Source organism: Paraburkholderia sp. A1BS-2L, from assembly GCF_051125205.1.
Classification (GTDB): domain Bacteria; phylum Pseudomonadota; class Gammaproteobacteria; order Burkholderiales; family Burkholderiaceae; genus Paraburkholderia.
On sequence record NZ_CP120429.1, the window covers coordinates 910,521 to 924,069 of the forward strand.

Here is a 13,549-nt window from a genome sequence, read left to right on the forward strand (position 1 = left end):
TGGGTAGGTTGGGGGGAGATTTGGGCATTGATGCTCCCCCGTTTTTGATCACCTGCGCGCGATCACCCGATCTGGTCTACTCTTTCGTTAAATCATATGAACCCATTCAGGAGACCGCGTGCTCACGTCCGCCCAGGGCGATAACGCCTGGACTATTGGCCTTGTGCAGCGCATTTACGTGCTCAGGACCCTGGGCTACGCAATGGGCACGCTACCCGTCCTGTTCCTGCTGCGCCTGCAGCAGGCGCCCGCCTGGGTCCTTGCCGTGGTGCTGGCCGTCTGCCTGCTCTGGCCGCATTTCGCTCACCGGCTCGTGGGCCCCGTTATCGCCGATGCACCGCGCAAAGAGCGACGGAACATGCTCATCGATTCGGTGTTCGGCGGCTGGCTCGTCGCCGCCGTGCATTTCGAGCCGGTTGCGACGATCGTCACCCTGTTGATGTTCTCGCTCGACAATATGGCGATCGGCGGGTGGACGCTGTTCGCCGCCGGGACGCTCGCCAGCGCGGCGGGGCTTGCAGCCGGCGTGGCGATTTTTGGCATCGCCCTTGATCCCTTCAATGGGCAGATCGCGCCGGCCTGGCTGCCCATCATCTTCATTTATCCGCTCCTCTTCGCCAAAACGACGCATGACGTCTCGGTCAAGCTGCTCGATCGCTCGCGCCGCATGCGCGAGCTGAGCGAATGCGACAGCCTGACCGGGCTCCTGAATCGCGCGGCGATCAGCGCAAGACTGCAGACGCTGCTCGCCGCCCAGGGCCGCGACGGCGCTGCGGTTCATGTGGTGTTCGTCGATCTCGATGCCTTCAAGACCGTCAACGATGCGCTCGGGCACAGCGTCGGCGACCAACTGCTCGTGGAGGTTGCCGCGCGTCTGCGCGCGTGCGCCCGGCCTGGCGACATCGTCGGCCGCTACGGCGGCGACGAGTTCATCATCGTGGCGCCCGGCGCGCGGGGCGACGCGGCGCGCTTCGATCTGCCCGATGCCGTGCTCGCGGCGATGGCCCAGCCCGTGCTCGTCGACGGGCATGAACTCGTGGTGAGTGCGAGCGTGGGCGTCAGCGTGTTTCCGACCGATGCGGGCGATGCCCAGACGCTGATCCCCTGCGCCGACATGGCGATGTACGCGGCCAAGAAACGCGGCCGCAATTGCTGGGAACGCTATCGGCCCGACATGCGCGCGGACGCCGATGCGAAGCTGATTCTTTCGGCGCGCCTCAGAAAGGCGATCGAAGCCGGCGCGCTGCGGCTCCATTACCAGCCGCAGGTGGACATGCGCAGCGGCCGCGTAGTGGGCGTGGAAGCGCTCGTGCGGTGGTACGACGAGATTTACGGCGAAATCGCCCCGGCGGACTTCGTGCCGATTGCGGAAAAGTCGGGATTCGTAGCCAGACTCGGCGAATGGGTGCTGCACGAGGCATGCCGCCAATCCGCCGTCTGGCGGCGCATGGGCATTGCGCCGGGGCGCATCTCGATCAATCTGTCGCCGCTGCAGCTGCAGCGCGCGAATATCGTCGAAACGTTTCAGGCCAGCTTGCGCGACACGGGCATCGATCCAGCCGGGCTCGAACTCGAGGTCACCGAGACCGCGCTGATCCAGCAGCCCGAGATTGTCGTGCGCCGCCTTCATGAGTTGCGCCGCGTCGGCATCAGCGTGGCGATCGACGATTTCGGCATGGGCTACTCGAGCCTGAGCCAGTTGCGCGCGCTGCCGGTCGATCGCATCAAGATCGACCGGGCGTTCGTGCACAGGATCGATGAAAACGACACTGCTGCGATCGTGAAAGCGATCGTCACGCTGGCGAAGGCGCTCGAACTATCGGTGATTGCGGAAGGCGTCGAGACGCTCGCGCAGCAGGAGTTCCTGCTGGCGCTCGGCTGCGTGGAAGCGCAAGGCTACCGTTTCAGCAAGCCGCTCGACGCGAAGCGCATCACCCAGCTGCTCGCCGATGGCGGCCCGCTGCCGCCGCCGTCGCACGCGACGCGCGACGATCAGGTGAGCGCGTAAGGCCCCCCCATCACGGGCTAGCTGCCCGGCTCCTGCACTGCCAGATACCCCGCGAAACCTTGCACGATGGCGTCGGTCTCGCCCGTGCGCACCAGCCGGAGCACCTGCGACTCATAAGGATTGCTTGCCAATGGCCGAAACACCGCGCGCTCGCCGCCCATGTTGCCGAGCGCCGCGGGCACGAGCGCGATGCCCATGCCGAACTCCACCATCGTTACCACGGTCTGCCACAGGCGCGCCTCGTGACGGATCTGCGGACTGAAGCCCGCATCCACGCAAGTCGCGATGATCTGATCGTGATAATGCGGCGACACCGAGCGCGGAAACAGAATGAACGGCTCGCGCGCGAGCATGGCGAGTTCGATGCGCCTGCGCCGCGCGAACCGGTGCCCCGCCGGCAGACAGCACAGAAATGGCTCGGAAAACAGCGGCTCGGATTGCACCTCAGCGGGAAAGCGCCCCCAGTGCGCGAAGCCCAGATCGATCTGCAAACGCTGCAGCGCATGGACCTGCTCGATGGTGTTCATCTCGCGCATCACAACCTCCACGGCGGGGTGATCCGCTTCGAAGCGCCGGACCGCTTCGGGCAGCCCGCGATACAGCATCGAGTTGACGAAGCCGATGCGCAGCCGCCCCGCGAGCCCATGCGCCGAGCGCGCCGCGATGCGCCGCACTTCGTCGGCCTGTTCGAGCAGCCGCCGCGCCTCTTCGAGCAGCACGTAGCCCGCGTTCGTGAGCGCGACGGCCTTGTTGGTGCGCTCCAGCAGTTGCACGCCCAGCTGCTCTTCGAACTTGCGGATATCGAAGCTCAGCGCGGGCTGCGAGATGAAGAGCCGCCGCGCCGCGCGGCCGAAATGCAGCTCCTCGGCCACGGCCACGAAATAGCGCAATTGCTTGAGTTCCATTTCGGTGTCTCCGGGTGCCTTTATCGATAGATGCTGCTTATCGTACAGGACATCGTTTGTATTGGACGGTTATCGTTGCGCTGCCTAAGCTTGCTTTCCATTACGGCGCAGTGCGCGCGCCGATCCGAACAAACCCCTGGAGACACCCTGATGAGCGATCTTCCCGCCGTCGCCGCGCAGGCCGACGGCTCGACCAATATTCCCGACAGCCGCGGCATCAACTTCTTCACGAGCGACCCCGCTCTGGCCCCGCTGCTGCGCAGCTATCTCGGCGATGCGGCCTACGCGGCCATCGAGCCCCAGCTCGTCGCGCTCGGCCAGCGCGCCTCCGACGAACTCGATGCGCTGGCGCTCGTCGCCGACCGCAATCCGCCCACGCTGAAGCCGCGCACGCGCCGCGGCGAGCCCATCCAGAGCATCGAGAAGCACCCCGATTACGTCGCGCTCGAACGCGTCGCGTACGCCGAGCTGGGCCTCGCGGCAATGAGCCATCGCGAGAACCCGCCCGCGCCGCTCGTCAAATACGCGCTCACCTATTTGTTCGTGCAGGCCGAGTTCGGCCTGTGCTGCCCGGTGAGCATGACCGACTCGCTCACGCGCACGCTGCGCCGTTTCGGCTCGCCCGAGCTCATCGCGCGCTATCTGCCGATGCTCGCTTCGCAGGACTTCGACACGCTCTATCAGGGCGCGATGTTCATGACCGAGCAGGCCGCGGGCTCGGACGTCGCGCGCATCGCCACGCGCGCCACGAAGGAGCGCGGCGCGAGTGGCGCAGACATCTGGCACCTGCACGGCGACAAGTGGTTCTGCTCGAACGCCGACGCCGATCTCGCGATGGTGCTCGCGCGCCCCGACGATGCGCCTGCGGGCATCAAGGGCCTCGCGCTGTTTCTGCTGCCGAAGACGCTGCCCGACGGCACGCGCAACCGCTATCGCATCGTGCGCCTGAAGGACAAGCTCGGCAGCCGCTCGATGGCGAGCGGCGAGATCGTGCTCGAAGGCGCGCAGGCGTATCTGATCGGCGAAGTGGGCCGCGGCTTTCATCAGATGGCGGACATGATCAACATGTCCCGCCTGTCGAACGGCGTGCGCGCGGCGGGCCTCATGCGCCGCGCGCTCACCGAGGCGCTGCACGTGGCGCGCCATCGCGAAGCGTTCGGCCGCAAGCTGATCGAGATGCCGCTGATGCAGCGCCAGCTGCTCAAGATGATGCTGCCCGCCGAGCAGGCCCGCACGATGTTCATGCAGATCGCCACGCTGCTCGCGCGCGCCGACCATGGCGACGAGCTCGCCGCGAAGTGCGTGCGCATCCTCACGCCGCTCGTCAAGTTCCGCGCGTGCCGCGACGCGCGCCGCGTGACCGGCGACGCCATGGAAGTGCGCGGCGGCGTGGGCTATATCGAGGAATGGAGCGACCCGCGCCTCGTGCGCGACGCGCATCTGGGTTCGATCTGGGAAGGCACGAGCAACATCGTCGCGCTCGACGTGGCGCGCGCGGCCAAACGCGAAGGCGCGCTCGATGCGCTCGCGCGCTACGTGCGCGCACAGCTTGCGGAAAGCGGTCTGCCGGAAGCGAGCGCGGCGCTCCTGCGCGCCGCCTTCGAACGCGCGGGCACGGCGCTCGAGAGCGTGGCCGAGTGCGGCCGCGACGAATCGGTGCGCCAGGCCGCGAGCGCGCTCTATCATGCCGCCACGGCCGCCTTCATGGCTTGCGAAGCCGCGCAGGTTTCTTCGCGCTGCGCGCATGACTACCGGCGTCTCGCGCTCGCGCACCTGATCGTGCGCCACAAGCTGCTGCCGCGCGACCCGCTCGCGCTCGACGAACGCGACGCCAGCGCCGCGCAACTGCGCGCGCTCGTCGACGAACTCCCGCTACCGCTCGCCGATGCGATGCAGTTGCTGCCCGCACAGTGAGGTCCGCGCGATGAACATTCATCAGATATCCGAAACATCTGCGCGGGGAAAGGTCAATGGCGCACTGCATGGACTGCGCGTAATCGACCTGAGCCGCGTGCTGGGCGGCCCGTACTGCACGCAGGCGCTGGCCGATCATGGCGCCGAGGTCATCAAGCTCGAGCCGCCCGACGGCGACGAAACGCGCGGCTGGGGCCCGCCCTTTCTCGACGACACCGCCTGGTACTACATGGGCGTGAACCGCAACAAGCAGGGCATCGCCGTGGATCTGTCTCGCGACGAAGGCCGCGCGATTCTCTGGCAGTTGCTCGAAGGCGCCGACGTCCTCGTCGAGAACTTCAAGCCCGGCACGCTCGCGCGCTGGGGCATGGATTACGAACGCGATCTCAAGCCGCGCTTTGCGCGCCTGATCCATTGCGCGATCTCCGGCTTCGGCCCGGACGGCCCGCTCGGCGGCCTGCCCGGCTATGACGCCGTAATCCAGGCGATGGCCGGCCTCATGAGCGTGAACGGCGAAAGCGACGGGCCCGCGCTGCGCATCGGCCTGCCCATCGTCGACATGGTGACGGGCCTGAACGCGCTCGCCGGCATCCTGCTCGCGCTCGCGGAGCGCGAAAAAAGCGGCCAGGGCCAATCGGTCGACATCGCGCTCTATGACTGCGGCGTCGCGCTGCTGCATCCGCATCTGCCGAACTTCTTCGGCAACGGACGCACGCCGCAGAGGAGCGGCAACGCGCATCCGAACATCGCGCCCTACGACAGCTACGCGACCGCCACCGCGCCCATCTTCCTCGCAGTTGGCAACGACCGCCAGTTCGCGAAGCTTTGCGCGCATCTCGACCTCCCCGATCTCGCCGACGACCCGCGCTTCGCCGACAACCGCAGCCGCTGCGCGCACCGGCCCGAATTGAAGGCGGCCCTCGAAGCGCGGCTCGCGCAGCACGCATGCGAGCCGCTCGCGCGCGACCTGATCTCGGCCGGCGTGCCGTGCGGCCCCGTGCAGACCGTCGACGCCGTGGCCGCCCATCCGCACACGCAGCATCGCCGCATGCTGGTGGAGATGGAGGGCTATCGCGGCACCGGCGCGCCGGTCAAGCTCTCGCGCACACCGGCCACCTATCGCACGCCGCCGCCCGCGCTTGGCGGCGACACGCGCGCGGTGCTGGACGCGCTCGGCATTGATGCCGCCACCCAGCAGAAGCTGTTCGATGCGGGTGTGGTGAAAGGATGAGGAATCCGTAGCAACCCGAAGACAAACTCGCGAAACATCCGCGGACAGAAGACCGGCCCCAGCCGGCTCGACCGACCAATGCGTTGCATGAGACCCGAGCAAGCGCTCTGCACGGGCCCGGAGTAAGTGCAGAAGCACTAACTCCGGCCGACAGCTAAAGCGCCAACTCTGGTCGACACAGGAGACAACATGACGAGCATCCCCACGCGCCAACCCGCGCGCGCTTCACTGGCCGCTTTCGTCGGCACGACGATCGAGTGGTACGACTTCTACATTTACGCCACCGCAGCGGCGCTCATTTTCGGCAAGCTGTTCTTCCCGTCGACCGAGCCCTTCTACAGCACGCTCGCTTCGTTCGGCACCTTCGCCGTGGGCTTTTTCGCGCGGCCGCTCGGCGGGCTCGTGTTCGGCCATCTTGGAGATCGCATCGGCCGCAAGAAGGCGCTCGTGGCCACGCTCTCGATCATGGGGCTCGGCACCGTGGGCATCGGCTTCCTGCCGACCTACGCCAGCGCGGGCGCGCTCGCGCCGGCCCTGCTGGTCGCGCTGCGCATCGCGCAGGGCATCGCGATCGGCGGCGAATGGGGCGGCGCGGTGCTGATGGCGGGCGAGCATGCGCCCAAGGAAAAACGCACGTTCCTCGCCTCGTTCGCGCAATTGGGCAGTCCAGCGGGCCTGATTCTCGCGCTGCTCGCGTTTCGCAGCGTCGCGCATCTGGACAAGGCTGCGCTTTTTTCGTGGGGCTGGCGTTTGCCGTTCATCGCGAGCGCGGTGCTGCTCGTGGTGGGCCTGCTGATCCGCTCGGGCGTGGGCGAATCGCCCGAGTTCGAAGCGCTCAAGACCCAGCGCCGCACCGCCGCGCTGCCCATCCTCGACGTGCTGCGCGACAGCTGGCGAACCGTGCTGCTGTGCCTGGGCGCCAACGTGATCGGCGTGGCGGGGGCGTGGTTCGTCAACACCTTCATGCTCAACTACACGACGCAGACGCTCGGCCTCGACCGCGCGCTGATTCTCGACTGTCTGTTCGTCGTGGCGTTCATCCAGTTCTTCACCCAGCTCGCCTCGGGCTGGTTCGCGCAGCGCGTAGGCGCGGGCCGCTTTCTCAAGCTCGCTGCCGGGCTCGCGATGCTCTCGCCTTATCCGATGTTCGTGCTGGTCTCCACGGGCAAGCCGGCCGCCATCGTGATCGGCATTGCCATTGCGGTGATGTGCATGGCGAGCTCGTATGCGGTGATGGCAGGCTTCATGACGAACGCCTTCCCGGTGCGCGTGCGCTATTCGGCTATTTCGATCTCCTACCAATGCTGCGCGGCGCTCGCGGGTGGTCTCACGCCGCTCGTGGGCACGCTGCTCGCCCACGACTTTCCCGGCCAATGGTGGCCGCTGGCGCTCTTCTATAGCGCGCTTGCGGCGATCTCGCTCGTGTGCATCGCGGCGCTGCAGCGCAGACAGCCCGCGGCCGCGCAAGCAAGCGCCACCATCGCGTTGACCGAGTGAAGCATAGGCGCCGCTCGCTCAGTGTGTGTGCGAGGGCGCCGGTTCAGTGGGCGGGGTTGCGTGCGCCGTCGCGGCGATCGCGCTCTTGAGGCGATCGAGCGCGGTGCGCCATGCATCGCTTTCGCGGCCGCCGTCCAGCAGGGCGCGCAGCAAATCGAGCTGAAGCGCGTCGCGTGCCTCACTCGCTGGAAGCACGTCGCCGAGACCCAGGAGTTCTTCGGCCAGCGGCGTGGGCGGGACAAACCCGGAGGCTCTCAAGCGATCGCGCACCGCGCCGGGCGCGCCCGCAATCAGCAGCACACGGTCCTCCCACACCACGAAGCGCGCAAGCCGGGCCAGCACGCTGTCGCCCGCCGTTGCGGCAGGCTTGTCGCGCGCGCCACACGCATCACACGCTCCATGCGCATTCGCGCCTTCGATCCAGCCAGGCAATTGCGCGGCCGGCATGGGCCGCGCGATCACGTAGCCCTGTGCGCCATCCACGCCGAGTATCGCGAGCGCGGCCAGCAGATCCGCCGAATCGACGCCTTCCGCGAGCACGAGCTTGCCCAGCGCGTGGCCCAGACGCGTGACCTGATACACCACGCGCAGCGCGTCGAGCGCCGCGTCGCCATCGATCTGGGCGATCTCGCGGTCGATCTTGATCCAGTCGAACGGCAGTTCGCGCAGCCGCGCGAGCCCGCTATGCCCCGAGCCCAGATCGTCCTGCGCGAGCAGCACGCCCAGCGTGCGAAACTTCGCGAGAATCGAGCGCCGCCCGTCGTCCAGCGTGAATGATTCGGTCTCCAGAACTTCGAGCGTGAGCCGCGCGCTCGGGCAAGCGTGGCCCTGAAGCGCCTCGCGGGTTGCCTCGAAGTAGCGGATGTCGTTGAGCGCGGCCGGCGGCAGGTTGATCGATATATCCAGGTCGTGCCCCGCCGCGAGCCACTGGCGGCGGTCGGCGAGCGCCTGATGCAGTCCGCGCGCGAACAGTTCGAGCAGATCGTCGGAGGCCAGCGAAAACAGAAATTCGTCGGGGGTGAGCAGCCGTTCGCCGTCGCGCAGGCGTGCCAGCGCCTCCACCTTGCCGCAACGGTCCGTTGCGAGATTCAGCAGCGGCTGGTAGTGCATCTCCAGCGCGCCGGTGCGCACGAGCGCGGCCCAATGCTGGCGCACGCTCACCGGCACGGCGGCGCCGTGCATGCCCTCGTGGGTCTGCAAACGCGTGACCGCGCAGCCGAGCAGCGTCTGCAATAACTCGACGAAAGCCACCTGGTCCGGGCCGACGAAACCGCCGGGCCAGGCGCTGAAGAGCATCAGGATCGCGATCGGCGGCTGGCCGGCTGTGGCAAGCGGCAGCGCGACGGCAGAGCGCAAGCCCTCGCGCGCCGTCATCTCGCGCCAGGGCGCGACGAGCGGATCGGTCTGATAGTTCACCACGCGCTCGGCTTTGCCACTGCGCCACGCGCGCCCCACCGCGCCCTGGCCGCACGCGTGGTCGGCGCGCACGCTGATATCGAGCCCCTGCGACGCCAGCGACGCGAGCAAGCCGCCGCCGTCCGGGCCGCTGCCGCCCGCGCCGGCCTCGAAGTGGAAGATGCCGTCCCGGTCGGGACGGCCGATCGCGCACGCGGCCACCTCGTCGTGGGCTGCAAGCGCGCCGATCACCTGGTCGATGAAATGCGTATAGCTGCCCGCCGCCCAGACGATGCGGGTGATGCGCTGAAGCACCTCCTGCTGCGAATCCTCCACCGCCTGATAGGCCTTGAGCTGCCAGGCGGTGTCCGAGGTGAGGCGGCGCGCGTAGAGCGAAAGCGCCTGGCTGCTCACGCTGCGCCCGATCTGCTTGTAGACGAGTTCTTGAAGGATGCCCCGGCTGCGCACGAGTTCTTCCTTGCCGAGCCCGACGATCGCGTGAATGCGCCCGATGCGCATCGCCATGGCGGCGTGCTCCTGCGCGTTCAGGTTCGGCTGGGCGAGCGCGCGGAGGTTCTGCACCTGCCGCTCCTTGAGATCCGCAAGCTCCTGCGCCGACAGCATTTCGAGGATGCGCCGGGACTTGGGCAAGCGCGCCAGTTCCTCATAGAAGTGGTTCACCACGAGGTCGGCAGTGGCTTGCAATGCCTCGATCAATGTTTGCATGTATGACGTGTCAGGGCGCCGGGGCGGAAAAAGTCGACCGGCCGCGCACCGCGCGCAAGGCGGCGAGCGAAGCCTCATCGCTCAACGAGCAATGATACGGCATGCATGAATGCGCGAAGGGCCGCCACAGTGGAGATTGTCCTCGGGACGTGGGCCAGCGCACATACAGATTGATCGGCCGGCACAGCACTCACTCACTCACACCGCAGCGCCGGCGTAGCGCGCCGCCGCTTCCACGCGCGGCGCGGCGGCTTCGGCAACGTTGCGTGCGCGGCGCATGTCGTCGGCGGGACTGCAGCCGAACAGGCGCTTGAACTCGCGGCTGAACTGCGAGGCGCTTTCGTAGCCCACGCGCGTGGCCGCCGCGCTCACACTCATGCCGTCGTGCGTGATCAACAGCCGCGCCTGATGCAGCCGCGTGGTCTTCACGTACTGCATCGGCGAGGTCGAGGTAACGGCTTTGAAGTGCGCATGAAAAACCGCGAGGCTCATGCCCGCCTCGGCGGCCAGCGTCTCCACGTCGAGGTCGCCGCGATAATCGACGTGGATGCGGCGCAGCGCCTTCGCGATGCGGCCGAAATGATGCTGATGCGTGAGCGCCGCGCGGATCGCGTCGCCCTGCTCGCCGGTCAGCACGCGATAGCAGATCTCGCGCACGATCGACGTGCCGAGAATGCGCGCGTCACTCGGCTGCGCGAGCGCTTCGACAAGACGCAGCACGGCATTCGAAAGCGTCGCGTCGAGCGGCGTCGCGTAGATGCCCACCGGCTCCGCCACGGCGCTGCCGCGGGTGTCGTTGAGCGCCATCAGCAGCTCGGCCACCATGGTCAGATCGACGCGAATCGAAATCGCAAGAATCGGCTTCTCGGGCGTGGCCTCGGTCTCGCACTCGAATGGCAGCGGCACCGAGAGCACGAGGTATTGCTGCGCATCGTAGATGAACACCTGGTCGCCAAGAAAGCCGCGCTTGCGGCCCTGGCACACGATCACGATGCTCGGCTCGTACATCACCGGCCTGCGCGGATGGCTCTCGCTGCCGCGCAACAGGCGCACGCAGTCGATCGCAGTGGGATGCACGCCGTCGCGCTGCGTGAGTTGCAGTAGCAGCTCGACGATGCGGCTTTGCGTGACGTCGTCGGTTTGTGGACTTTTCATGACAGTAGCGCTCCTGAATTCATCGATAGAAGCGGAGAAACAGGCTTGCCAATCTATCACCGAACGCACGCTCGTGCTGCGCACCAGGAGAATCAGGCAAGTCTTCGATAGCTTCAGGTATTCCCTGGGTAGAGCGCGATCCTTAGCATGGGAACCCTGCCGCAACACCCATTGATCCAGCGCTTCCTCACGCGCTGCGAACCGGTATTTGCGTCCGCACGGCTTGCTAATTCAGCAAGTCAGTTCAGCCTCAGGAGCCAGCCTATGTACGCCACTTACGGATATGCCGCCCGCGATGCCGCCTCGCCGCTCGCCCCGTTCGAATTCCAGCGCCGCGACCTGCGCGAACTCGACGTGCGCATCGACGTGCAGTTCTGCGGCGTGTGCCACTCGGACCTCCACCAGGCCCGCAACGAATGGCGCAACACGCTTTACCCGGTCGTGCCGGGCCACGAGATCGTCGGCCGCGTGACGGAAGTGGGCAAGGGCGTCACGCGCTTCAAGGTGGGCGAGCTCGTGGGCGTCGGCTGCCTGGTCGACTCGTGCCGCACCTGCGCGAGCTGCGCCGAAGGCCTCGAACAGTATTGCGAGAACGGTTTCGTGGGCACCTATAACGGCATCGACCGCGTGAGCGGCGAGCTCACTTACGGCGGCTATTCCACGCAACTCGTGGTCGACGAAGCCTTCGTGCTGCGCGTACCCGAGAACCTCGACCCGGCGGGCGCGGCGCCGCTCCTGTGCGCGGGCATCACCACGTATTCGCCGCTGCGCACATGGGGCGCGGGCCCGGGCAAGAAAGTCGGCATCGTGGGGCTCGGCGGTCTCGGTCACATGGGCGTGAAGCTCGCGCACGCGATGGGCGCGCAGGTGGTGCTGTTCACCACCTCGCCCTCGAAGATCGAAGACGGCAAACGACTCGGCGCGGACGAAGTCGTGATTTCGAAAGACCCGGAGCAGATGCGAGCGCACGCCAACAGCTTCGATCTGATCGTCAACACGGTGGCCGCGCAGCACGACCTGAACCCGTTCATCGAGCTGCTCAAGCGCGACGGCACGCTGACTCTCGTGGGCGCGCCCGAGCACGATCACCCGTCGCCACAGGTGTTCAACCTGATCTTCAAGCGCCGCCGTCTGGCGGGCTCGCTGATCGGCGGCATCGCGCAAACGCAGGAAATGCTGGATTTTTGCGGACAGCATGGCATTACGTCCGATATCGAAATGATCAAGATGCAGGACATCAATCACGCTTACGAGCGCATGCTCAAGAGCGATGTGAAGTACCGCTTCGTGATCGACATCGATTCGCTGCGCCAGTAAGTGACCTCTTACGCCTGACACAACGCCTGTTCCCGCCGGGCCGTCCGTTCCTGACGGCCCACCCAGCTCCCTTCGTGCCGTTGCACCGAGGCCTGCTTTTCCCAGCCTCGCGTAGTCGAGCGGCGCCGCCTCGCGCGAGGCGCGCCGCCCTGAAACCGCTATAGCCGCTTTGCGCTGCTTCGTGCCGTGGCGCGGATTTCGTTCCAGCCGTTTGAGTTCGTTGCCTGGCGTGTTTTTGCCGGTTTTTTTCCCGCTTATTCCCGTTAACCAGGAGCTCGCCCGTGATCGACCGCATTCAGGCGATGCGCACCTTCGTTCGCATCGTCGATACCAACAGCTTCACCAAAGCCGCCCAATCGCTCGACATGCCGCGCGCCAGCGCGACCACGCTGATGCAGAGCCTCGAAGCGCTGCTCGGCACGCAATTGCTCGTGCGCACGACGCGCCGTCTTTCGCTCACGCCCGAAGGCGCGGCGTACTACGAGCGCGCCGCGCAGATCCTCGCCGACATCGACGATGCCGAAGCCAGCGTGCGCCAGTCGCCCGGCGCGATCGGCGGCCGCCTGCGCGTGGAGATGCCGGGCCTGATCGCCAACGCGATCGTGCTGCCCGCGCTCGACGACTTTCACGCGCGCTATCCGCAAATCGATCTCGTGATCGGCGTGAGCCTGCGCAATGTCGACCTCGTCGGCGAAGGCGTGGATTGCAGCATCCAGCTCGGCGAATTGCCCGATTCGGGGCTCGCGGCGCGCCGCCTCGGCGTGCTCGAGCACGTGACCTGCGCGAGTCCCGCGTATCTCGCGCGCCACGGCGCGCCGCAGTCGCTCGATGACCTCGCGCGGCACCCCGTGGTGAATTTTCTATCGCCGTTCACGGGCCGCCCGTTCGAGTTCGATTTCGAAGTGGACGGCAGCGCGACCAAGGTAAAGGTGGACGGCTTCGTGCACGTCTCCGACGAGTTCGCCTACCTCACCTGCGGGCTGCAGGGCTACGGGCTGATCCAGCCGCCGCTGCTCGCGGCGCAGCCGTATCTCGACAGCGGCGCGCTCGTCGAAGTGCTGCCGCAATGGAAGCCGCTGCCCACGCCGGTCTCGGTGGCGTTCGTGAAGTCACGCCAGATCTCGCCGCGCGTGCGCATCTTCGTCGACTGGCTCGCCGCGCTGTTCGAGGACGCCGGCACGATCAATCGCGATCTGTCCCGCGTGCGGCAGTTGCTGGAGGGACTGCAGCCGGCTTGAGGGCGCTGCAGGTCGAACTGGCGTGCACCGGGAACACTCGTTGCAAGGGATATCGACTCATCACCGGATGTTGACGATTACGGACTTGCGTAATTGTAAAATTATGCATTTAGAATATTCTGCGCACCGGCGTTCTGTCAGAATTATTCGTTTGTGACGCCGC

9 protein-coding genes are annotated in these 13,549 nt (G+C 66.8%); 6 read left to right on the plus strand and 3 right to left on the minus strand.

The genetic code is table 11. The features are described 5' to 3' along the window. Positions 1 to 118: 118 nt before the first annotated feature. The gene (locus P5W98_RS18875) at positions 119 to 2,008 is read left to right on the plus strand and encodes a putative bifunctional diguanylate cyclase/phosphodiesterase (RefSeq protein WP_421026535.1); all 1,890 of its coding nucleotides are present in this window, start codon (positions 119 to 121) and stop codon (positions 2,006 to 2,008) included. Between the two features lie 17 nt (positions 2,009 to 2,025). Here P5W98_RS18875 and P5W98_RS18880 read toward each other — a convergent pair whose 3' ends face one another. Next, positions 2,026 to 2,913, minus strand: a complete 888-nt coding sequence (locus P5W98_RS18880; protein WP_421026534.1) for a LysR family transcriptional regulator — start codon at positions 2,911 to 2,913, stop codon at positions 2,026 to 2,028. Positions 2,914 to 3,063: 150 nt separating this feature from the next. Here P5W98_RS18880 and P5W98_RS18885 point away from each other — a divergent pair, with 150 nt between their 5' ends. The 3 genes from P5W98_RS18885 to P5W98_RS18895 all read left to right on the plus strand — a co-directional run bounded on the left by P5W98_RS18885 (position 3,064) and on the right by P5W98_RS18895 (position 7,555). Continuing rightward, positions 3,064 to 4,827: an acyl-CoA dehydrogenase family protein gene (locus tag P5W98_RS18885; protein ID WP_421026533.1), complete on the plus strand. Its 1,764-nt coding sequence runs from the start codon at positions 3,064 to 3,066 to the stop codon at positions 4,825 to 4,827. Between the two features lie 10 nt (positions 4,828 to 4,837). Continuing rightward, positions 4,838 to 6,058 carry a CaiB/BaiF CoA transferase family protein gene (locus P5W98_RS18890; protein WP_421026532.1) on the plus strand — a complete coding sequence of 407 codons (1,221 nt, stop codon included), beginning with the start codon at positions 4,838 to 4,840 and terminating at the stop codon, positions 6,056 to 6,058. Between the two features lie 189 nt (positions 6,059 to 6,247). Next, the gene (locus tag P5W98_RS18895) at positions 6,248 to 7,555 is read left to right on the plus strand and encodes an MFS transporter (protein ID WP_421026531.1); all 1,308 of its coding nucleotides are present in this window, start codon (positions 6,248 to 6,250) and stop codon (positions 7,553 to 7,555) included. 18 nt (positions 7,556 to 7,573) lie between these two features. Here the strand turns inward: P5W98_RS18895 and P5W98_RS18900 are convergent, their stop codons facing one another. Then, positions 7,574 to 9,676 (minus strand): EAL domain-containing protein, encoded by a 2,103-nt coding sequence (locus tag P5W98_RS18900; RefSeq protein ID WP_421026530.1) that lies wholly within the window; start codon positions 9,674 to 9,676, stop codon positions 7,574 to 7,576. A gap of 198 nt (positions 9,677 to 9,874) precedes the next feature. Then, a complete protein-coding gene (locus P5W98_RS18905) occupies positions 9,875 to 10,831 on the minus strand; it encodes an AraC family transcriptional regulator (RefSeq protein WP_421026529.1) in 957 nt (318 codons plus the stop codon). A 264-nt stretch (positions 10,832 to 11,095) separates the two neighbouring features. On the opposite strand from P5W98_RS18905, the gene P5W98_RS18910 reads away from it, so the two are divergent. Further along, a complete protein-coding gene (locus tag P5W98_RS18910; protein WP_421026528.1) occupies positions 11,096 to 12,148 on the plus strand; it encodes an NAD(P)-dependent alcohol dehydrogenase in 1,053 nt (350 codons plus the stop codon). Between the two features lie 281 nt (positions 12,149 to 12,429). Further along, positions 12,430 to 13,386 carry a LysR family transcriptional regulator gene (locus P5W98_RS18915; RefSeq protein WP_421026527.1) on the plus strand — a complete coding sequence of 319 codons (957 nt, stop codon included), beginning with the start codon at positions 12,430 to 12,432 and terminating at the stop codon, positions 13,384 to 13,386. Positions 13,387 to 13,549: the final 163 nt, after the last annotated feature.

Bases quoted from the DNA above. Each gene is read 5' to 3' on its own strand.
- P5W98_RS18910 (WP_421026528.1), top strand. From the start codon at position 11,096: ATGTACGCCACTTACGGATATGCCGCCCGCGATGCCGCCTCGCCGCTC.
- P5W98_RS18880 (WP_421026534.1), bottom strand. From the start codon at position 2,913: ATGGAACTCAAGCAATTGCGCTATTTCGTGGCCGTGGCCGAGGAGCTG.
- P5W98_RS18895 (WP_421026531.1), top strand. From the start codon at position 6,248: ATGACGAGCATCCCCACGCGCCAACCCGCGCGCGCTTCACTGGCCGCT.
- P5W98_RS18890 (WP_421026532.1), top strand. From the start codon at position 4,838: ATGAACATTCATCAGATATCCGAAACATCTGCGCGGGGAAAGGTCAAT.
- P5W98_RS18905 (WP_421026529.1), bottom strand. From the start codon at position 10,831: ATGAAAAGTCCACAAACCGACGACGTCACGCAAAGCCGCATCGTCGAG.
- P5W98_RS18885 (WP_421026533.1), top strand. From the start codon at position 3,064: ATGAGCGATCTTCCCGCCGTCGCCGCGCAGGCCGACGGCTCGACCAAT.
- P5W98_RS18900 (WP_421026530.1), bottom strand. From the start codon at position 9,676: ATGCAAACATTGATCGAGGCATTGCAAGCCACTGCCGACCTCGTGGTG.